At 68.7% G+C, this 19,866-nt stretch carries 17 protein-coding genes; 7 read left to right on the forward strand and 10 right to left on the reverse strand.

The genetic code is table 11. The features are described from left to right. The first annotated feature begins 148 nt into the window (after positions 1 to 148). The 3 genes from NIBR502770_RS05620 to NIBR502770_RS05630 are packed head-to-tail and all read left to right on the forward strand — an operon-like array spanning position 149 to position 3,447. Positions 149 to 1,048, forward strand: coding sequence for an ECF transporter S component (locus NIBR502770_RS05620; protein WP_246857408.1), 900 nt, complete (start codon positions 149 to 151; stop codon positions 1,046 to 1,048). A gap of 10 nt (positions 1,049 to 1,058) precedes the next feature. Next, on the forward strand, positions 1,059 to 1,853 hold the full coding sequence (locus tag NIBR502770_RS05625) for an energy-coupling factor transporter transmembrane component T (RefSeq protein ID WP_141181288.1): 795 nt from the start codon (positions 1,059 to 1,061) through the stop codon (positions 1,851 to 1,853). Beyond that, a complete protein-coding gene (locus tag NIBR502770_RS05630; protein ID WP_371416492.1) occupies positions 1,846 to 3,447 on the forward strand; it encodes an ABC transporter ATP-binding protein in 1,602 nt (533 codons plus the stop codon). Before NIBR502770_RS05625 ends, NIBR502770_RS05630 begins: the two co-directional genes overlap by 8 nt. Before the next feature lie 12 nt (positions 3,448 to 3,459). Here the strand turns inward: NIBR502770_RS05630 and NIBR502770_RS05635 are convergent, their stop codons facing one another. The 9 genes from NIBR502770_RS05635 to NIBR502770_RS05675 all read right to left on the reverse strand — a co-directional run bounded on the left by NIBR502770_RS05635 (position 3,460) and on the right by NIBR502770_RS05675 (position 13,552). Then, on the reverse strand, positions 3,460 to 5,625 hold the full coding sequence (locus NIBR502770_RS05635; RefSeq protein WP_141181289.1) for a 3-hydroxyacyl-CoA dehydrogenase NAD-binding domain-containing protein: 2,166 nt from the start codon (positions 5,623 to 5,625) through the stop codon (positions 3,460 to 3,462). Beyond that, entirely contained in the window at positions 5,622 to 6,899 is a 1,278-nt protein-coding gene (locus tag NIBR502770_RS05640; RefSeq protein ID WP_141181290.1) for an acetyl-CoA C-acyltransferase, read from the reverse strand. The genes NIBR502770_RS05635 and NIBR502770_RS05640 overlap by 4 nt, the downstream gene beginning before the upstream one ends. A gap of 122 nt (positions 6,900 to 7,021) precedes the next feature. Continuing rightward, positions 7,022 to 8,356, reverse strand: coding sequence for an HRDC domain-containing protein (locus NIBR502770_RS05645; protein ID WP_141160770.1), 1,335 nt, complete (start codon positions 8,354 to 8,356; stop codon positions 7,022 to 7,024). Positions 8,357 to 8,368: 12 nt separating this feature from the next. Next, positions 8,369 to 9,061 carry a DUF3000 domain-containing protein gene (locus tag NIBR502770_RS05650; RefSeq protein ID WP_141181291.1) on the reverse strand — a complete coding sequence of 231 codons (693 nt, stop codon included), beginning with the start codon at positions 9,059 to 9,061 and terminating at the stop codon, positions 8,369 to 8,371. A gap of 58 nt (positions 9,062 to 9,119) precedes the next feature. Beyond that, on the reverse strand, positions 9,120 to 10,217 hold the full coding sequence (locus NIBR502770_RS05655; RefSeq protein WP_141161612.1) for a low specificity L-threonine aldolase: 1,098 nt from the start codon (positions 10,215 to 10,217) through the stop codon (positions 9,120 to 9,122). A 43-nt stretch (positions 10,218 to 10,260) separates the two neighbouring features. Continuing rightward, entirely contained in the window at positions 10,261 to 10,980 is a 720-nt protein-coding gene (locus NIBR502770_RS05660) for an SDR family NAD(P)-dependent oxidoreductase (protein WP_141181292.1), read from the reverse strand. After that, positions 10,977 to 12,344 carry a DUF6421 family protein gene (locus NIBR502770_RS05665; RefSeq protein WP_141181293.1) on the reverse strand — a complete coding sequence of 456 codons (1,368 nt, stop codon included), beginning with the start codon at positions 12,342 to 12,344 and terminating at the stop codon, positions 10,977 to 10,979. The genes NIBR502770_RS05660 and NIBR502770_RS05665 overlap by 4 nt, the downstream gene beginning before the upstream one ends. 168 nt (positions 12,345 to 12,512) lie before the next feature. After that, on the reverse strand, positions 12,513 to 13,046 hold the full coding sequence (msrB, locus tag NIBR502770_RS05670) for a peptide-methionine (R)-S-oxide reductase MsrB (protein WP_141181294.1): 534 nt from the start codon (positions 13,044 to 13,046) through the stop codon (positions 12,513 to 12,515). Positions 13,047 to 13,060: 14 nt separating this feature from the next. Continuing rightward, positions 13,061 to 13,552: a hypothetical protein gene (locus NIBR502770_RS05675; RefSeq protein WP_141160765.1), complete on the reverse strand. Its 492-nt coding sequence runs from the start codon at positions 13,550 to 13,552 to the stop codon at positions 13,061 to 13,063. Between the two features lie 152 nt (positions 13,553 to 13,704). Here NIBR502770_RS05675 and NIBR502770_RS05680 point away from each other — a divergent pair, with 152 nt between their 5' ends. The 4 genes from NIBR502770_RS05680 (at position 13,705) to NIBR502770_RS05695 (ending at position 19,329) form a co-directional block, all read left to right on the forward strand. Then, positions 13,705 to 15,018, forward strand: a complete 1,314-nt coding sequence (locus NIBR502770_RS05680; protein ID WP_371416493.1) for an alpha/beta hydrolase family protein — start codon at positions 13,705 to 13,707, stop codon at positions 15,016 to 15,018. A gap of 1 nt (position 15,019) precedes the next feature. Next, entirely contained in the window at positions 15,020 to 16,591 is a 1,572-nt protein-coding gene (locus tag NIBR502770_RS05685) for a succinic semialdehyde dehydrogenase (RefSeq protein ID WP_141181296.1), read from the forward strand. Between the two features lie 32 nt (positions 16,592 to 16,623). Beyond that, entirely contained in the window at positions 16,624 to 17,457 is an 834-nt protein-coding gene (locus NIBR502770_RS05690; RefSeq protein WP_141181297.1) for an SDR family oxidoreductase, read from the forward strand. Between the two features lie 108 nt (positions 17,458 to 17,565). After that, positions 17,566 to 19,329 carry a multicopper oxidase family protein gene (locus tag NIBR502770_RS05695; RefSeq protein ID WP_246857409.1) on the forward strand — a complete coding sequence of 588 codons (1,764 nt, stop codon included), beginning with the start codon at positions 17,566 to 17,568 and terminating at the stop codon, positions 19,327 to 19,329. Positions 19,330 to 19,352: 23 nt separating this feature from the next. On the opposite strand, the gene ybaK is transcribed toward NIBR502770_RS05695, so the two are convergent. Then, positions 19,353 to 19,865 carry a Cys-tRNA(Pro) deacylase gene (ybaK, locus tag NIBR502770_RS05700; protein WP_141181299.1) on the reverse strand — a complete coding sequence of 171 codons (513 nt, stop codon included), beginning with the start codon at positions 19,863 to 19,865 and terminating at the stop codon, positions 19,353 to 19,355. Between the last annotated feature and the right edge of the window lies 1 nt (position 19,866).

Here is a 19,866-nt window from a genome sequence, read left to right on the forward strand (position 1 = left end):
GAACGCCCCTCCGTGGGCAATCGCCGGTAGAATAGGCTCCGGACCGGCCCGGCGCAGTTGCCGCCGGATTCTGCCGAGGTGACATAGGCAGCCCCACTCCGGCCCGGTACTGCCGGGCCCACCGCCTGCACCCAAAGGAACATTCCCCATGTCATCGCCCTCTTTGACGCTCCCGTCCCAGGAACGCCCCGCGGCACGCCGCAGGCTGCTGGAGATCCTTGGCGCCCTGGCCATCGCGGCCACCTACGTCTACCTGGTCCTCAACCAGCCGGCAGACATCACCGGCGGCCCGGGAAGCGCGTCGGCCCTGATCGCCCTCACCGGGTTCCTGGCAGGGGCGGTCCTGCTGATCATTGCCGTGCTGCCCACCCTCCCGGCGTCCACCCTGGTGCTGATCCCGGTCGCACTGGTCCTGAACATCGTGCTGGGACAATTCGTCGGCAGCACCCTTGTTCCCTTCTACCTCGACGCCATCGGCACCGTGCTGATCGCCGTCCTGGCCGGGCCGGCCGCCGGTGCCGCCACCGGCGCCCTCAGCAGCATCGTCTGGTCCTTCTTCAACCCCACGGTACTGCCGTTCGCCGCTGGCGCCGCGCTCATCGGCTGCCTGGCCGGCCTCGCGGCACGCTACGGCCTCTTCCGCCGGTTCTACCTGGCACCAGTGGCGGGTTTCATCACCGGCATCATTGCCGGTGTGGTGTCCGCCCCCGTGGCAGCCTTCGTCTTCGGCGGAACGTCGGGCGTGGCCACCGGCGCCATCGTCAGCGCCTTCCGGGCCATGGGGGACACCCTCCTGGCGGCCATCACCAAGCAGGCACTGCTGTCCGACCCCATGGACAAGGCCATCGTGTTCACCATCGTTGCCATCCTGGTCTACGCGCTGCCCCGCCGGGCGCGCCAGCAGTTCCCCTTCATCCGGCGCCACCGGGTGCTCGCCGGCGCCAAGCCTGCTTCGACGCCGGAGGGAACCCGGGTGGACGCTTCAGCGCCGGCACCCGCCCACGGGAATGGGTCCGGGCCGGCCAACGATTCATCACTGAACGGCTGACCCGGGCACCGTGACGGCACCCCCGGCAGGCAACACGGCAGCACCGGCAACGGCGGAGCGGGAGCGGCTCAACCCGCTGACCTCCTTCGCCGTCGCAGGCAGCACGGCAGTCATGACGACGGCGGCGGCAAGCTGGCCGTGGTCCCTCACCGTGGTTGCCGCGTGCATTGTCCTGTCACTGGCTGCAGGGACGGCGCACCGCGTGCTGCCGGCGGCGGCGGCGGTCATGGTTCCGCTCGGCGTTTCCCTGCTGGTCCTGCACGGGCTGTTCTTCCCGGAAGGCAGGACAGTGCTGGCAGCGTGGGGGCCTGCACGCATCACGGCAGAGGGCTTGGACTTTGCCGGGCAACGCACCCTGCAACTGGCCGCCGTCGTCATGGCCCTGCTGGTGTTTTCCTTCAGTGTCAGGGTCCCGGACCTGGTGGCGGCGTTGTCCGCCCGGGGCGTACAGGGCCGGTTCGCTTTCGTGCTGGCATCCACGCTGACCCTGCTTCCGGCCATCGCCGGGCGGGCACGCAGTATCCGGCAGGCCCAGGAATCGCGGGGCTTGGTCATCTCCCGGAGTTTGGTCTCCAGGGCGGCGGCGTTCCGGCTGCAGGCCATTCCGCTGGTCCTCTCCCTGATTGAGGATGCGGGTACCCGGGCTGCTGCCCTGGAGGCCCGTGGGCTGGGCAACGCCGGGCCGCGGACCAGTTACCGGATGGTGCCGGATTCCACGCTGCAGCGGGCGGCACGGTCCGTCCTGGTGCTCCTGGCACTGGCCTCCGTGGTTGTCCGTGTGGTCCTGGCAGGTACCGGTGGCTGAACACATGGTCACGGGCGGCTCCGGCGTACCCAACAGTGACGGCAAAGCCGGCAGTGCGTCCGCTCCCGTCCTGGCTGCCGGCATCAGGGACTTCACCTTCCACGAGGCGCCCGCCCCTGTCCTGCGGGATATCACTGTTTCGTGTCCACCCGGCTCGTTCACGGCCATCCTCGGCGCATCCGGAAGCGGCAAGTCAACCCTGGGCCGGCTGCTGTCCGGCTGGCTGCCACCGGGTGGGCACGGCACGCTGGCAGGCTTCCTCGAATTGGCCGGTACGCGGCTTGAGTTCGACGGCGGACCGGGGGACCCGCGGATTGATCCGGCCCAGTGGGGCCGGCACGTGGGGTTCGTGCCGCAGGACCCTGCCGCCGTCCTCTCCACAGTCCGGGCCACGGTGGCCGAGGAGCTCGCGTTTGGTTTGGAAAACACCGGCATGGACCGTGCCGGGATGGAAGCCGCCGTGGAGCGGACCGCCCGCCTGCTCGGACTTGGCAGCCTGCTGGGCCAGGACCCCGCGAGGCTGTCCGGCGGCCAGCTGCGGCGGCTGGCCATCGGCTGCGCGATCATCCCCGGGCCCCCGGTGCTGGTCATGGACGAGCCCTTCGCCTCCCTGGACGCGGCAGGGACCAACGAGCTGGCGTCCGTGGTCCGTGAGCTGATCAGGGGTGGGACCGCCGTCGTCATCCTCAGCCAGGCTGTTGACGCGCTGCTGCTGGAAGCCGACACGTGGCTGGTCCTCGCGGATGGCAGGCTCGCCGGCGGCGGGCCTCCCGCGGCGATGCGCCCTGGCTCCGGGCTGCTGCCGCCAGCCATCCGGTGGCCCGGCGGCATCCAGGCCACAGGGCCATCCACCGCCGCAACGTCCAGCCGCCCGGGGCAGGTGCCGCCAGCGAAGCCTGCAGCGCTGGAGTTGCGGGACGTGTCCTTTGGCTACCCGGACGCTCCAGTATCCCGATTCAGGCGCCGGAGGCGGGAACCTGGCTGCCGGGCGATGGTGCTGGCCGACGTCCACCTGGCAGTCCACCCGGGGGAAATCGTGGCTGTCACCGGGCCAAACGGTGCCGGCAAGTCCACCCTGCTGCGGCACTTCAACGGGCTGCTGCGCCCCACTTCAGGGACTGTCCTGGTCCGCGGCAGTGACATTGCCGGAGCTCCAGTGGGAAAAACAGCAGCCTCCGTGGGCCTGCTGTTCCAGCAGCCCCGCGAGCAGCTGTTCGAACGGACCGTGCTGCGGGAGGTCGGGTTCGGCCTGGACCGCCTGTGTGGGCCGGCCCAGGCTGCGGAGCGCGCCGGCGCGGCACTCCAGGCTGTTGGCCTGGCGGATGCGGCACGGGAGCATCCGGCCGAGCTTCCCGCGTCCGCCCAGCGGCTGCTGGCCCTGGCCACCGTCCTGGCCCGCCGGCCCGCCGTCCTGGCGCTGGATGAACCCACCGTTGCGCTGGACGGGAACGGGCTGGCCCTGCTTGACACTGCCGTGCGCTCGGCAGCGGACTCGGGCGCCGCCGTCGTGCTGGTCACCCATGACCTGGGCTATGCACGCGCGGCGGCGCACCGCATCCTGGCGCTCGACGGCGGCCGGCTGCACCCCGCCTGACCGCCGCTGCGCCTAGTCCCGGGCCTTGCTCGACGCGATGCCGGGCTGCAGGAAACGCCTGCCATTGACCCGCTCCGATGCACCCACCCGGTCCAGGTACGGCGTGATGCCGCCCAGGAACATGGGCCAGCCCGCGCCCAGGATCATGCACAGGTCGATGTCCTCGGGTCCGGCGACCACGCCTTCGTCCAGCATCAGGCCGATTTCCTCGGCCAGGGCATCCTGGACGCGGTGCAGCACCTGCTCCGCCGTGGACGGGCTGGAGCCAAAGGACAGCAGCTCAAGCGTGGACTGGGGGATGGTCCGGGAACCGTCAGGGGCGGTATCCCAGAGTGCCTTGACGTTGTTGTCGATGAGCTTCTTGAGGTTATCGGAGACCGGGAAGCGGTCGCCGAAGGCGGCGTTCAGGGACTCTTGGACATGCTGCGCAACGGGCAGGCCCACCATGGCCAGCAGCGTGAACGGCGTCATGGGCAGCCCCATGGGCCGCAACGCGGCGTCCGCAACCTCCGCCGGGGTGCCCTCGTCGAAGGCTGCCGTCACTTCGCCCATGAGCCTCAGCAGGATGCGGTTGACCACGAACGCGGCCGCATCCTTGACCAGCACACCGGTCTTCTTCAGGGCCTTGGCCAGCTCGAAGGCGGTCGCGAGCACGGCGTCGTCGGTCCGCGGGGCACGGACAATCTCCAGCAGCGGCATGACGGCCACCGGATTGAAGAAGTGGAAGCCCACCAGGCGCTCCGGGTGCTTGAGGTCCGCGGCCATCTCCGTCACCGAGAGCGATGACGTGTTGGTGGCCAGGATGCACTCTGGCGACACGATGGCCTCCAGTTCGGCGAAGACCTGCTTCTTGATGTGCAGTTCCTCGAAGACGGCCTCGATCACGAAGTCGGCGTCCGCGAAGGCTTCCTTTGACACCGAGCCAGTCACCAGCGCCTTGGTGCGGTTGGCAGCGTCCGGGCTGACGCGCTTCTTCGCCAGGAGTTTGTCCACCTCGCCATGGACGTAGGCCACACCCTTGTCCACCCGGGCCTGGTCGATGTCGGTCAGGACCACCGGTACTTTCAGCTGCCGCGCGAAGAGCAGTGCCAGCTGGCCGGCCATCAGGCCCGCGCCCACCACGCCCACCTTGGTGACAGGCCGGGCCAGCTTTCTGTCCGGAGCGCCGGCGGGCCGCTTGCCGCGCTTCTGCACCAGATCGAGGAACGCGTAGACGGTGGACCGGAACTCATCGGTCTGCATCAGGTCGGCCAGGGTTTCGCATTCCAGGACCGCGGATTCAGCCGCGGTCATGGTGCGGTTGGCTTCGAGAATGTCCAGGACCTTGGCGGGGGCCGGAGAGGCGTTGGAGGTCTTGCCCTCCACGAACTTCCGCCCCGCGGCCACGGCGGCGGTCCAGCGGGCGGCAGCCTCCGGTGAGGCGGGGTCGACGGCGTTGGGCCGCTCCGGGACCACGTCGCCGGAGATGACTCCCGCGGCCCAGGCCAGCGACTGCTCCAGGAAGTCGGCAGGCTCGAAGACGGCGTCCGCGATTCCCATGCCGAATGCCTGTGCACCGGTCAGTGTCCGGTTGTTGCTCAGCGGGTTCTCGATCATGACCTTGACCGCGTTTTCCGGACCCACCAGGCGGGGGAGGATGTACACGCCGCCCCAGCCCGGAACCAGGCCCAGGAAACCTTCCGGCAGGGCCAGGGCGCTGGCCCCCGTGGAGACCGTGCGGTACGTGGACTGCAGCGCGATCTCCAGGCCGCCGCCCAGTGCGACGCCGTTAATGAAGGCGAAGCTCGGGACGCCCAGGTTGGCAAGGGTGGCGTAGACGTCGTGGCCCAGCTGCGCCATCCACAGTCCGTGTTCGCGCTTTTCGAGCGACTTCACGGCGGAGAGGTCCGCCCCGGCCACGAGGTAGTGCGGCTTGCCGGTGACGCCCACGCCCACGATTTCGCCGCGGGCTGCGCGTTCCCGCAGGCCTTCAAGCGCCGTGCCGAGCTCCACGAGGGTGTTGGGGCCAAGGGTGGTGGGCTTGGTGTGGTCCAGGCCGTTGTCGAGGGTGACCAGGGCAAAGGTTCCCGGGCTGGGCTTCCCTGAAGTTCCCGGCAGGGCGATGTCCTGGACGTAGGAGTGGGTCACGGTTTCGTTGGGGAAGAGGTCCGCCAACGTGCGGTAATCTGCGGCGCTCATGCCATGGCTCCTTCGGAAGCGGTAGCAGCGGTCTCCCCGGCGGGAGTTCCACTGTAGTCGGGGTGGTGCGGGTTCTCCCAGATCACGGTGCCGCCCATGCCAAGACCCACGCACATGGTGGTGATCCCGTAGCGGACCGATGGGTCTTCCTCGAACTGGCGGGCCAGCTGGATCATCAGCCGGACGCCGGAGGACGCCAGGGGGTGGCCTACGGCGATGGCCCCGCCGTAGCGGTTAACCCGGGGGTCGTCGTCGGAGATGCCGTAGTGGTCCAGGAAACTGAGGACCTGGACGGCGAAGGCCTCGTTGATTTCGAACAGGCCAATGTCATCGATGGTCAGTCCGGCATTCCTCAGGGCTTTTTCGGTGGCCGGCACAGGTCCGATGCCCATGACCTCCGGCTCCACTCCTGCGTAAGCGTAGCTGACCAGCCTCATCTTGACCGGCAGGCCAAGTTCGGCGGCCGCATCAGCGGAGGCCAGGACGGCAGCGGTTGCGCCATCGTTCAAGCCGGCGGCGTTTCCGGCCGTGACCCGGCCGTGGGCGCGGAAGGGCGTGCGGAGGCCGGCGAGGTCGGCCAGGGTGGTGCCGGGCCGGGGCGGTTCGTCCTTGCTGTGGACCGTCCAGCCCTCTCCGGGCCTGCGGGCGGCAACGGGAACGAGGTCCGGCTGGATCCGGCCGTCCTGGTAGGCAGCGGCCAGCTTGTCCTGCGAGGCCACGGCGTAGGCGTCCGTGCGTTCCTTGGTGATGGCGGGGAACCGGTCGTGGAGGTTCTCCGCGGTGTTGCCCATGTTCAGGGCTGCCGGGTCCACCAGCCGTTCGGACATGAACCGGGGGTTTGGATCGGCGCCGGAGCCCATGGGGTGGTGTCCCATATGTTCCACTCCGCCGGCAACCACCACGTCGTAGGCGCCGAAGCCGATGCCGCCGGCCGTGGTGGTGACAGCGGTCATCGCGCCGGCGCACATGCGGTCGATGGCGAAGCCGGGAACAGTCCGTGGAAGGCCGGCCAGGAGTGCGGCGGTCCTGCCGAGGGTAAGGCCCTGGTCACCTGTTTGGGTGGTCGCGGCGATGGCCACCTCGTCGATCCGCCCGGCGGGCAGCGACGGGTTGCGGCGCAGCAGGCCGCGGATGCATTTCACGATCAGGTCATCGGCCCGGGTCCCGGCGTAAATCCCTTTCTCACCGGCCCTGCCGAAGGGTGTGCGGATGCCGTCCACAAAGACGACGTCGCGGACAGTGCGCGTAGATGCGCCGCTTCCGTGCTGGCTCACGTGTAACTCCTCATCGAGATGTGGCGCGCCGGGTGCATGCCGGAGTGCGGCAGCAGCCAAGCGTCGGTCACACCGATGTTACTCGTGAGTAACTTAGCCTGCAAGGGCCTGGTCCAGGAAGGTTACTGGCCGCCGGCAACTGCGACGGGTTTGGGTTCCTTGGGTGGCAATGGCTGCGGGTTCAGGAAGGCGCTGGAGATCAGCGGGGCGGTGAGTTCCACCTGCCACTTGCGCGCACCGAGGGCACGCAGCTCAGCAGCAATCGAGTCCTCGCTGACATCTGCAGGAGGCCGCCACGCCACCCGCCGCAGGTAATCGGGTGTCAGCAGGTTCTCCAGCGGCAGGTTCAGCTCCTCGGCTTTTGCCTGCAGCAGGGGCCTGGCCGTGCCCAGGCGGGCAGCCGCCTCCGGATCGCGGTCTGCCCAGACCCTCGGCGGCGGTGGGGCGTTGGTGGCCAGGTGCAGCGGTGGGAGTTCCTGCATGTCCCGTGCAGCGGCGATGCAGCGCAGCCAGCGCGGAGCCTCGCGCTGGGCGGCGCGTCCATGGAATCCCTTGGTGCCCAGAAGCTGCGGGACAGTGGCCGGCATCGCCTTCGCGGCAGCCACCAGGGCCGAATCGGGAATGAGGCGGCCGGGCGCCACGTCGCGTTTTTGCGCCAGGGAGTCGCGTTCCAGCCACAATTCGCGGACCGCAGCCAGTTGGCGGCGGTCCCGGATCTGGTGCAGGCCGGAGGTTTTCCGCCAGGGGTCCACCCGGGGCGGAGCGATGCCGGCTTCGAGGATGGCGGCAAACTCCTGCTCGGCATATTCCAGCTTCCCGTCGGCCTGGAGCAGCTCAATGAGTTCCTCACGCAGCTCGGTGAGGACCTCGACGTCCAGGGCGGCGTACCGGAGCCACGGTTCGGGCAGGGGGCGGGTGGACCAGTCGGCCGCTGAATGCTCCTTGGCAAGCCCGAATCCCAGGAGCTGTTCGATGACCGCCGCCAGCCCCACCCGGGGCAGCCCGGCCAGGCGCGCGGCGAGTTCGGTATCGAAAAGCTTGTCCGGCCACATCCCGAGTTCGGACAGGCAGGGGAGGTCCTGGCTGGCAGCGTGCAGGATCCATTCGACCCCGCGCAGGGCGTCGTTGATGATGTCCAGGTTCCCGAACGGTTCGGGGTCGATCAGCCAGGTCCCTGCGCCCTCGCGCCGGATCTGGACCAGGAAGGCGCGCTGGCCGTAGCGGAACCCGGAGGCGCGTTCGGCGTCAACACCGGCCGGCCCGGTGCCGGCGGCGATGGCGGCGGCGCAGCGTTCCAGGCCGGACTGGGTTTCGATGACCAGGGGAACGCCGTCCCGGGGTGCGTCGAGATCGATGATTTCGGGGATGGGACTGTCAAAGCCCTCCACCGTGATGTGCGGCGCGGCAGCAGCAGCCGGGACGCCGGCTGTGGTGTTTTCCGGAATGTTTGGGGTCATGATGCCCCCAGTTTACCGGGCTGCCCCGAAACCGTTCTGCTGGCCCCGCCGCCGGGGCGGCAGGGCCGTGACGCCGTCGGGCAGCGGCGGCAGGCCTGCGAACGTGCACACCATGTCGGACCAGGCTTCCAGGTGCGCCTGCACATCGGAGGAACCCGGCGTCCAGGAGGCCCGGAGCTCGATGTCGATGGACCCTGGCCGGCCGGCCAGGGTGCCGAAGCTTTCGGACAGGACGCGGGTGGCCGTGCCACCGGCCGCCCGGTACGGGGCCTTGTGGATTTCCAGCGCTTCCACCAGCCACGTCCATGCCACGGTGCCCAGCATTTGGTCGTTGCCCATTTCCGGTTCCAGCTCGGCCCGGATGTAGGTCACGATGCGGAACTCGCCGTCCCAGACCGCTGAGCCGTCCGGGTCATGCAGGAGGATGAAACGTCCGGTTGCGAGTTCGGTCCCGTCCTCGTCCGCAGTTCCGGCCCCGGTTGGACCGCCGGCCGCGGCGAAAGCCAGGGCCGCCGGCCCGTGGACCGGCGTCGAAGGGGCACCGGTGCCGGGCGCCATGACTTCAGCGCCCAGCGCGACGGCGAAGGGGGCCAGCCGCGCGGGGGCAGGGATCTCGGCCAGGCGCAGTTCCTTCCGGCACCGGGCTTTCCTGAGGGTTCCCAAGGCGTGGAGAAAATCCGGGGGAACCTGGTCAAGTGCGTTCACCTTGGCAGATTACGGGGCGGGGCGCGGCCGGGGAGGAAGGCTCGCCGTCAACGGCCGGTCACCCTGCCCGTCCGTCCCGGTAATCCCGCAGCTCACGGCGGATGGCAGCGGCGAACGCATCAACATCCTCCTCCGTGGTGTCAAAGGAGCACATCCAGCGGACCTCCCCTGCTGCCTCATCCCAGTCGTAGAACCTGAAGGAAGTGCGCAGCCTGTCCGCCACGCCGGGCGGAAGGATGGCGAAGACGCCGTTGGATTCGGTTTTCTGGGTGGGGCGGACGCCCTCGATGGTGTCGACGGCGGCACGCAGCCGGGCTGCCATGGCGTTCGCGTGCGAAGCGGAGCGCAGCCAGAGCCCCCCTTCGAGCAGGGCGATGAACTGGGCAGACATGAAACGCATCTTGGACGCCAGCTGCATATTCATCTTGCGGAGGTAGACCAGGCCGTGGGCTGCCTCGGGATTGAGGGCCACCACCACTTCGCCGAACAGGAGGCCGTTCTTGGTGCCGCCGAAGGAGAGGATGTCCACACCGGCGTCCTTGGTGAAGGCCCGCAGGGGAACGCCCAGGTGGGCGGCCGCGTTGGCGAGCCGGGCACCGTCCATGTGCAGCTTCATGCCCTTGGCATGGATGTGGTCGGCGATGGCGCGCACTTCCTCCGGGGTGTAGCACGTGCCCAGTTCCGTCGTCTGGGTGATGGACACTGCCAGCGGCTGGGCGCGGTGCTCGTCGCCCCAGCCCCAGGCCTCCCGGTCGATCAGCTCCGGGGTCAGCTTGCCGTCCGGGGTGGGGACCTGCAGCAGCTTCATGCCGCCGATGCGCTCGGGTGCCCCGTTTTCATCCATGTTGATGTGCGCGGTGGACGCACATACCACGGCGCCCCAGCGGGGGAGCATGGACTGCAGGGACAGGACGTTGGCGCCGGTACCGTTGAAGACGGGGAAGCATTCGATGCCCGGGCCGAAGTGGTCCACCATGAGTTCCTGGAGCCGCGCGGTGTAGTCGTCCTCGCCGTAGGACACCTGGTGGCCCTCGTTGGCGGCGGCCAGGGCTGCCAGCACCTCGGGGTGGACGCCGGAGTAGTTGTCGGAGGCAAAGCCGCGCACGTTCGGATCGTGCAGCCGGAGCGCCGAGCCTGTTTCTGCTGTGGTGGTCATGGGGTTGTTCACGCTTTCAGTCTAGGTACAGTCACGGCCGCGCTCAGTCGGCCAGCCTGAGCCGGGCGCCGTTGAGTCCGGCCGCCGGGGTGTCGAAGAGCCGGACGACGGCGGCAGCCAGGTCAGCCACGTCCGTGGCCCCGGGGAACTTCCGCTCGGGGTGGGCGCGGCGCAGTTCGTCGTCAACCAGTGCCTTGACCACCAGGATGGTGGCAGCGGCAAGGCTCCCGCCGTCCCCGGAGGCGCGGCGGAAGCCGTCCGCCATGGCAATGGTCCAGGCCTCCGCGGCCGCCTTGGCTGCCACGTAGCTGGCCACCGCCGCGGTGGGTTTGTCCAGTGCGGTGGAGGACACCATGGCGAACCTGCCGGCAGGCGACGCGGCGATATCGTCAAAAAAGACGCGTGAGACATTCCGGAGCGTGGTGACCGCCCCGCGTTCCAGGAAGTCCCAGTCTTCGTCGGACTGATCGGCGATGCCCTTGGCTCCGCGCCAGCCGCCCACCAGGTGGATCACCGCGTCAACCGGCCCGAAGGCTCCGCCGAGCTGCTCCCGGAGCTGCCGGACGCCGTCGAAATCCGCGAGGTCGCACGTGAAGGGGGCGACGCCGTCGCCCGCCTTCTCCGCCGCCGCCGCGATCCGGGCCTGGTCCGATCCCACGGTGGCCACGCGGTGGCCCGCGGCAGCGAGGGCACGCGCAACGGCGACGCCGGACGGGCCGCTGCCGCCGGTGACCAGGACGCGGGCAGCGCCGGGGCCGGTCACAGGGCGGAGTGGCCGGTGATGCCGGCGGTCGACTCGATGACGGGGCGCATCTTCTTCTCCAATGCTTCGTAGAACATGGACAACGGGAATTCGTCGTCCAGGACCTGGTCCGTGAGTCCGCGGGGCGTCCCCGCCAGCGGCAGCGCGTCCGGGCCCTTGGCCCACACGGAGGCCGGGTTGGGGGTGACGGTGGCCGATACCAGCTGGTAGGCCGCCAGCCAGTGGGCGGTCTTGGGCCGGTCGATGGAGCGCCAGTACAGATCGTCGATGCCGGCTCCGAGGGCGATCACGGCGTCGGCCACCTCATCCCAATCGATGGTAAGCCGTGTGTCCGTCCAGTGCAGAACGTGCTGCTGGTGCAGCCAGGCGAACAGGAGCTGGCCACCGAGGCCGTCGTAGTTGCGGACGCGGCTGCCGGTGATGGCAAAGCGGAAAATGCGGTCAAAGATGATGGCGTACTGGACCAGCTTGGCGTGCCGGCGGGCTTCGGGGTCGGCGTCATCGTCTTTTTCGATCCGGACGGATTCGCGGAAGGCGGTGAGGTCGCAGCGCAGTTCCTCCAGCGAGTACAGGAAATAGGGCATCCGCTGCTTGATCATGAAGGGATCGAAGGGCAGGTCGCCGCGCATGTGCGTCCGGTCGTGGATCAGGTCCCACATGACGAAGGTCGCTTCGGTGAGGTCCTGGTCAACGAGCAGTTCCGCGGCGCCCGCCGGGAGTTCCAGGGAGGTGATCTCCGCGGCGGCCTTGAGTACCCGGCGGAACCGGGCAGCTTCCCGGTCGGCAAAGATGGCACCCCACGTGAAAGTGGGGGTCCGGCTGACAGCCACGGTCTCGGGGAAGAGCACGGCCGAGTTGGTGTCGTAGCCCGGGGTGAAGTCCACGAAGCGGATGGGGACGAACAGTTTGTTGGAGTGCCCGCCGGCTTCCAGGCCCGCGATGAACTCCGGCCAGATCACCTCCACCAGCACGGCCTCCACCAGCCGGCTGCTGCTGCCGTTCTGGGTGTACATGGGGAACACCACCAGGTGCTGCAGGCCGTCGCGGCGCTGCTCCTGTGGCTGGAACGCCAGCAGCGAGGACAGGAAGTCCGGAACGGCGAATCCGCCCGCGGCCCATGCCCGGAAATCAGCGCACGCGGCCTCGAGGTAGGCGGCATCGTGCGGAAAGGCAGGGGAGAGGGCCGTGACGGCGTCCACGATGGTTTCCACGTGGCGTGCAGCTGTCGCGTGGTCGGCCGCCTCGGGAATTGATCCGTCTTGGACCTGGAGTGCCTGGAGGGCGGTGGCTGCGCCTTTGAGCCGCAGCCAGTCCTGGTTCTGCGCGGAAATACCGGTAACGGCGGTGGTCAGGGTCTCTGTCATCGTCGGCTGCCTTTCTGGTTGCTTGCTTCTCTGGCGAGCGTAGCAAGCAACCAGTAGGACTTATGCCCGGACGGCCTTTGCATAAGCAGAACTTAGCCTAGTGCCGTTGCCTGCTGGATCGAGACCGTGCTTTGGCTGTGGGATCCGTGGATCCAGGGCTACGCCCCGTTAGCCCTGCGCCCCATGGTCTGCCCCCTGGTTTTCCGTCTCATCCTTGGTGACGAGCCGGAGGGAGACGGAGTTAATGCAGTAGCGCTGGTCCGTGGGGGTGCCGTAACCCTCGCCTTCGAATACGTGGCCCAGGTGCGAGTCGCACGAGGCGCACCGGACTTCGATCCTTTCCATGCCGAGGGTCCGGTCATGGATGTAGCGGACCTTGCCCTCGGCCAGGGGAGCCCAGAAGGACGGCCAGCCACAATGGGAATCGAACTTCTCGTTGCTCGTGAACAACTCAGCGCCGCAGGCGCGGCACTGGTACGTGCCCTCCGTGTGCGTATCCCAGTACTCTCCCGTGTAGGGCCGTTCCGTGCCGGCCTGCCGCAGGACGTGGTATTCCTCCGGGGTCAGTTCCTCACGCCACTGGGTATCGCTTTTCGCGACGGACCCGGCTTGGGCCGCAGCCTCCTGCGCGGTGCCCTGCCGTGTCCCGCCGTCGACGCCCGGTGCCTTGTTGCCGAAGATGCTGTTTCCAAAGATGCTCATAGTTTTACCAACGCCTAGGAGTCGCCGATAAATCCCGAACCTGCATAGAGGTGGAGCACGGGCACTCCGAGCTGGTCCTGGGCCTTGTTGGCCCAGTCGGTGTGGAAGGTGTCGGCCACGGCGTGCGGCCTGGTGATCACCACTGCCTGCGAGGCGCCCGTTTCCCGGACCTTGGCCACCAGGGCGTCCACTGCCTTTCCGTCCACCACCTGGCCGGTCACGTCCGAGCCCAGTCCCTGCAGCGCTGCGAGCGAAGCGGCCAGGGTCTCGCCGGCCTGGGCCCGCTCTGCGGCGGCGTCCGGGTTGCGTGCCGCCAGTTCGCGGAAAGCCTTGGCAACGTCCAGCATGGACAGGTTCTCGAGGAAGTCCACCAGCAGGTGGCGCTCTGTGTTCGCCGGCACCAGGACCACCAGGCGGCTGTCCGCGCCGTCCACCAGCCGTTCAATGTTCAGGCGGTCGTCCGCGCCGAGGGGTTCTTCAGTCAGGATGACGATGGGATCACTCATGGCCTTAGCCTAGTCCCGCCCGCGTGCCACATGCACTGACTGGCCATTCCGCCGGTTCCGGCCCACTTCCGGTTCCGCCTTGACCTTGCCGCGCCGTTCCCGTCCGGTTCCCGAATGCAGGCATCTGCGGCGGTGCCGGTAACAATAGTCACATGGCACCTTTCCGGCGAGCGCGCCCTGCAGTGACTGCACCTTCCAGGGATACCAGCGGCGTGTCGCCGGGAGCCAAGTGGGCCATTGGGGGAGCCATCGCCGGGGGATCGGTGGCGAGCCTGCTGGGGGCCGGCTCCTCGGCGCTCGCCGTGTACTTCGCGCGCCGGGTCATCACCCCTGCCCGTCAGCGGACGGCGGACAAGGAAGTCCTGGCCGTGATCCGCGACGGGCAAAAGCAGCAGGTGATCCTGGCCGCCAATGAGGACACCACGGTGGACGGGGTCTATGGATTCTTTTTCGACGGCGGGAAGGGGCATGCGCGGATCGGCCGCATCGTTTCCTACTCGCCGGCGGACCGGACGGTGCTGCGCGAGGTGGAAGCCGTCTACAGCGGGGATCTTTCCACTGCACGCTGGGGCTGGTGGAGCGGGGCCACCTACCCGGACCCGGCCGCCGCCGGAATTCCGGCCGAGGACGTCCTGGTCCCCGTTGAACGCGGTGAAGCCCCCGCCTGGCTGGTCCGGGCCAAGGGAACCGCGCGGACCTGGGCCATCATGGTGCACGGCCGCGGGGCAACCCGCCAGGAAGCGCTCCGGGCGGTGGGGCCGGCCCTGGAACTGGGCCTGACCAGCCTGCTGGTGTCCTACCGGAATGACGGGCTGGCGCCCTCGGCGGACGACGGACGGTACGGCCTGGGGTCCACCGAGTGGCAGGACATTGAAGCCGCCATCGGGTATGCCCTGGCCAACGGTGCCGAGGAAGTTGTCCTGTTCGGCTGGTCCATGGGAGGGGCCATCTGCCTGCAGACCGCCGATCTCTCCCGCTACCGCCACCTGATCCGGGCGATGGTGCTGGACGCGCCGGTCATTGACTGGGTGACGGTGCTGGCGCACCATGCGCAGCTGAACCGGATTCCGTCCCTGGTGGGCAAGTATGGGCAGCTGATGCTGGGCCACCCGCTGGGACGGCGGCTCACGGGTCTCTCGGCGCCAGTGGACCTCAAAGTCATGGACTGGGTCTCCCGCGCCGTGGAGCTGAGGACGCCCAGCCTGATCATCCACAGCGTCGACGACGAGTACGTGCCGTACGGACCCTCGGCCCTGCTGGCCGAACGGAACCCGGAGATGGTCACGTTCGAGACGTTCAACCACGCCCGCCACACCAAGGAATGGAACGTGGACCCCGAGCGCTGGGAGCGGCTGGTGAAGGCGTGGCTGCGCCAGCAGCTCGCGCCGCGCCTCAACCCGGGATCCGGCCCGGACCCGGGCCTTAACTCGAACACGCCGGGCCGCCCGACGCCCGCGGGAGCGTAAGGTGCCGAAACAACGTCCGGCGGGAGCCGTAACCGACCGTGGCAGGGAACTGGCCGCAGGCCTGGCGGCCCTGGTGGCGTCATCCCCGGGCAGGCCGGTCCAGGCCTCGCACGCCCCCTTCGACGGCACCCTGCTTGGCGAAGTACCCATCAGCACGCAGGACGACGTCGGGGCCGCCGTCGAGACTGCCCGGACGGCGCAGCAGCTCTGGGCGGCCCGCTCCCTGGCCGCACGCCGTGCCGTGGTGGCGCGGTTCGTTGCGCTGCTGCTGGACAGGGAGCAGGACATCCTTGACCTGGTGCAGGCAGAGAGCGGCAAGTCCCGGCTTAGCGCCTTCGAGGAGTTCGCGGACGTCATCCTCACAGCCCGCTATTACGAACGCAACGCCGGGCGGCACCTGCGCCCACGCCGGCGGAAGGGCGCGGCTCCGGTCCTGACCCGCACCACCGAATACCGTATTCCGAAGGGGGTGGTAGGGGTCATCAGCCCCTGGAACTATCCACTGACCCTTGCCGTTTCGGACGCCATCCCGGCCCTGCTCGCGGGCAACGGCATCGTCCTGAAACCTGACTCACAGACGCCCTTCACGGCGCTGCTGATGCTCAAACTCCTCAGGCAGGCAGGCCTTCCGGAGGACCTGTTCCGGATCGTCACCGGGCCGGGAAGCTCCATAGGCCCTGCCCTGATCGGGCAGGTGGACTTCCTGATGTTCACCGGATCCTCCCAGACCGGCAAGACCGTCGCCAGGCAGTGCGCGGAGCGGCTGATCGGCTTCTCCGCCGAACTGGGCGGGAAGAACCCCATGCTGGTACTGGCGGACGCCGACATAGCCAAGGCAGCCGCCGGTGCCGTGTACGCCTGCTTCTCCAACTCAGGGCAGCTTTGCGTCAGCATCGAGCGGATCTACGTGCACGCCGACGTCCATGACAGGTTCCTTGCGGCGTTCACCGCCAAGGTGGAGGGGATCCGCATGGGCGCCGGGCCGGACTGGGAGATTGGCATGGGGTCCCTCATCAGCGCGGCACAGGTGGAGCGGGTGGACCTCCATGTCCAGGATGCGCTCGCCAAAGGCGCGCAGCTGCTCACAGGCGGACGGCGCCGGCCGGACCTGGGCCCGTTGTTCTATGAGCCGACCGTCCTGACGGGGATCACGGACGACATGCTCCTCGCCAGGGAAGAGACCTTCGGGCCGGTGGTCGCCGTCTACCGTGCCGCAGACGACAATGCAGCAGTCGCCCAGGCCAACGATTCGGAATTCGGGCTCAACGCCAGCGTCTGGTCCGCCGCCCACGGCGAAGAGGTGGCCCGAAAGCTGCTGACCGGGACTGTCAACGTCAACGAAGGCTACGCCGCCACCTGGGCATCCCATGATGCTCCGATCGGGGGCATGAAGGACTCCGGTGCCGGCCGCCGCCACGGCCGGGAGGGCATCCTCAAATACACGGAACCGCAGACCATCTCCGTGCAGCGGCTGCTCCCGGTAGCCCCCGCCCCGGGAATGTCCAACCACGCCTACGCGCGGATCATGAAAGGCGCCATCACGCTGATGGGCCGCTTTCCCCGAAACCGCTGACACAGTCAGAAGAAAACCCAAGGAGAACTGGGATGGCCAAAGGAACCCGACTTGCCGGCGCAACGCTGCTGGTCACTGGAGGCGGAAGCGGGCTGGGCCGCCGCATGGCGCTCGGCGCTGCCAGGCGCGGGAGCCGGGTGGTGATCTGGGACGTGGATGCGGCAGCGGGCGCGGCGGTTCGCGACGAGATCCGGGCGGCCGGCGGCCAGGCCGACGCCCAGTACGTGGACGTGACTGACCGGGATGCGGTCAAGGCTGCCGCGGCAGAGGCAGGCACGGTGGATGTGGTGGTCAACAATGCGGGCGTAGTCAGCGGACAGCGGCTCCTCGATGCCACGGAAGACGCCATCGCACGGACCATGAACGTCAACGTCCTGGCCCTGTACTGGGTCACGCGCGCTTTCCTGGGCGGGATGGTGGAGCGCCGGCGCGGCACCGTGGTCACCGTCGCCAGTGCCGCCGGCCTGGTGGGAGTCGCCCGGCAGACGGACTACTCCGCCAGCAAGTTCGCCGCCGTCGGCTTCAACGAGTCACTCCGCGCGGAGCTCCGGGCGGACCGCGCGGATGTCAACACGCTGGTGGTGTGCCCTTTCTACATCAACACGGGGATGTTCGACGGCGTCCGGACCCGCTGGCCCCTCCTGCTCCCCATCCTCGAGGAAGAGGACGTGGCAGCCAGGGTCCTCGACGCGATCGAGGCCGGGCACCGGAAGCTGGTCCTGCCGCCCCTCGTGAACCTGCTCCCGGTCCTGCGGGTGCTTCCGGTCGGCGTCTTTGACCGGCTCATGGATGTCCTGGGAGTCAACCGGACCATGGACCACTTCACCGGCCGCGCCCCGGGCCGGACCGGAGGACATTCGGGGTAGGCCCGCAGCTTTGTGCGGGGGCCCGTGACCCTGTGACAGGCCGGCGCAGAGGTCTATCCTGCTGCTCAAGGGGGGAAACCTGCGAAGAAATGGGGCCCCGAAATGCGCATGACAAGACGACAACTGTTACAGGCCGGCGCTGTGGCCGGGGCGGGACTCCTGGCCCCGCCCGGCATATCTGCAGCCGCGGCGCGCGGTCCTGCGGCCGGCCAGCAGGCCATGTTCACCGAGCAACTGCCCACCCTGGCCGAGCTGGGCGTCCTGGACATGCGGGGCGGGGGCCGTACCGCGCTGTGGGTCCGTAACGCCTCCCACCGGTTCCAGGAAAACATGGGCCCGGCGAATACCCTGGCCTACCAGGAGGCCGGCTCGTCGAGGACCTACCTTGGGCCCGTCATCATCGCCAGGAAAGGAGTTCCCTTTGAGCTGAAGGTCCGCAACGCAGCCGAATGCCATCCCCTGGCTTCCGCCATCGACAGCGAGCTGGTCCCCCGCGGCAGCAACGATGCGAAGCGGCCGCGGACGTCAGTACACCTGCACGGCGGCAACGTCAGCCCGCAGTCGGACGGCGGCCCGGACCAAGCCTTTGCGCCCGGCGACTCCTACACGTACCACTACGCCAACAACCAGGATGCTGCCGGGCTTTGGTACCACGACCACGCGCTTGGAATGACCCGATTGAACGTCTACGCAGGACTTGCCGGCAGCTACCTGCTCAGGGACGGGATCGACACCGGGGACGGCACGCAGCTTCCCCCACCGCCGTACGAGGTGCCGCTGATCATCCAGGACAAGATGTTCAACCCCGACGGTACGCTCGCCTACCCGCCAAACCCGGACCTCAAGGGCCCCGACGGGGCCCCGCGCCCTTGGGCGCCCGAGTTCTTCGGGGACGTGGCGACGGTCAACGGCAAAGTCCGGCCGAACCTCGACGTCGCCCGAGGCCGGTACCGCTTCCGCGTCTTCAACGGCTCCAACGCCCGGTTCTACGACTTCACGTTCGACGCCGGCGGCCCGGCACTGGCCTTCCACCAGATCGGGTCCGACGGCGGGCTCCTCAACGCGCCCGTCCGGCTGGACCGGCTGGTGATTGGCCCGGGGGAACGGGCGGATCTCGTAGTGGACTTTGCCGGGCTCCGGGCCGGATCGCGGGTGGTCCTGCGCAACAGCGCCCGGGTGCCGTACCCGGACGGGCCGGAATCCGTGGCGGGCGGCGCCATCCCGCTCCCGCAGGTCATGCAGTTCACCGTCACGTCCCGGACCGGCTATACCGCGCCCCTGCCTGCCCGGCTGCGGGACAAGGGCGGGGAAGTCACCAGCTTTCGGGAGGCAGCACCGGCGAAAATCCGTCGGATGGCGCTCGTGGAAGTAGCCAACACGGACGGCGTTCCCGTGATGGCCCTGCTGAACAACAGGATGTTCGACAGCCCGGACACCACCGAGGTGGAGAGCGACACGCTGGAACAGTGGGAGCTCGTCAACACCACCGAGGACGCCCACCCGATCCACCTGCACTTCACCCAGTTCCAGGTGCTCAACCGGCAAAAATTCCATGCGGACGCCTACCTGGAGGAGACCGGCTATATTGATCCCGCCACCGGCCTTGTCACGCCGGGACGGGGCAAAGCGGTGGAAGTCGAGCGTTTCCTTATTGGCCGGCCCAGGGATGCGGCCGCCAACGAGCAGGGCTGGAAGGACACCGTGGTGGCGCTTCCGGGCGAAGTCACCAGGATCCGGGTTCCCTTCGGTGCAGGGGCGGCAGGCGGAAAGCCCCTGGCGATTGGCTCATCGTTCAAGGGCGACTATGTGTGGCACTGCCACATCCTGGAGCACGAGGACAACGACATGATGCAGCGCTACACCATCAAGTAGCTGCCCGTACCAGGACCGGGTGGTCATGACCGGGGATTGCCGGCGGCCAGGGAGCTGATGGGCGCGGTGACGGCGCCCGTCAGCCTGGCCAGGTCAGCCGGGGCCAGCTCAATATCCAGGCCGCGGCGGCCTCCGGACACCAACAGGGTGTCCAGTGCCGCGGCGCTGGAATCCAGGACAGTGGGGGAGGGCTGCCTCTGGCCGAGAGGGGAAATCCCGCCCAGTACGTAGCCGGTGCGCCGCTGGGCCGCCGCAGGATCGGCCATGGCGGCCCTCTTGGCGCCCAGCGCCGCCGCCATGGCCTTCAGGTCAAGGGTGCCGCTCACCGGGACGATGCCCACCGCGAGCCTGCCCTCCACGTCCACCACCAGGGTCTTGAAGACCCGGGACGGGTCGATCCCCAGGGCTTCGGCGGCCTCCGTGCCATAGCTCGCTGCCGAGGGGTCATGGGTATACGGATGCAGCACAAAGGGAACCCCGGCCGCGGTCAGTGCCGCTGTGGCCGGGGTTCCCTGGGAGTTGTTCCTGCGTGCCATG

Source organism: Pseudarthrobacter sp. NIBRBAC000502770, from assembly GCF_006517815.1.
Taxonomy (GTDB): Bacteria; Actinomycetota; Actinomycetes; order Actinomycetales; family Micrococcaceae; genus Arthrobacter; species Arthrobacter niigatensis.

What these genes read in the sequence shown, in the direction of transcription:
- NIBR502770_RS05655 (WP_141161612.1), bottom strand. Translation starts at nt 10,217, where the DNA reads ATGACCACCACAGCAGAAACAGGCTCGGCGCTCCGGCTGCACGATCCG.
- msrB (WP_141181294.1), bottom strand. Translation starts at nt 13,046, where the DNA reads ATGAGCATCTTTGGAAACAGCATCTTCGGCAACAAGGCACCGGGCGTC.
- NIBR502770_RS05665 (WP_141181293.1), bottom strand. Translation starts at nt 12,344, where the DNA reads ATGACAGAGACCCTGACCACCGCCGTTACCGGTATTTCCGCGCAGAAC.
- NIBR502770_RS05675 (WP_141160765.1), bottom strand. Translation starts at nt 13,552, where the DNA reads ATGAGTGATCCCATCGTCATCCTGACTGAAGAACCCCTCGGCGCGGAC.
- NIBR502770_RS05620 (WP_246857408.1), top strand. Translation starts at nt 149, where the DNA reads ATGTCATCGCCCTCTTTGACGCTCCCGTCCCAGGAACGCCCCGCGGCA.
- NIBR502770_RS05635 (WP_141181289.1), bottom strand. Translation starts at nt 5,625, where the DNA reads ATGAGCGCCGCAGATTACCGCACGTTGGCGGACCTCTTCCCCAACGAA.
- ybaK (WP_141181299.1), bottom strand. Translation starts at nt 19,865, where the DNA reads ATGGCACGCAGGAACAACTCCCAGGGAACCCCGGCCACAGCGGCACTG.
- NIBR502770_RS05690 (WP_141181297.1), top strand. Translation starts at nt 16,624, where the DNA reads ATGGCCAAAGGAACCCGACTTGCCGGCGCAACGCTGCTGGTCACTGGA.
- NIBR502770_RS05695 (WP_246857409.1), top strand. Translation starts at nt 17,566, where the DNA reads ATGACAAGACGACAACTGTTACAGGCCGGCGCTGTGGCCGGGGCGGGA.
- NIBR502770_RS05680 (WP_371416493.1), top strand. Translation starts at nt 13,705, where the DNA reads ATGGCACCTTTCCGGCGAGCGCGCCCTGCAGTGACTGCACCTTCCAGG.
- NIBR502770_RS05645 (WP_141160770.1), bottom strand. Translation starts at nt 8,356, where the DNA reads ATGACCCCAAACATTCCGGAAAACACCACAGCCGGCGTCCCGGCTGCT.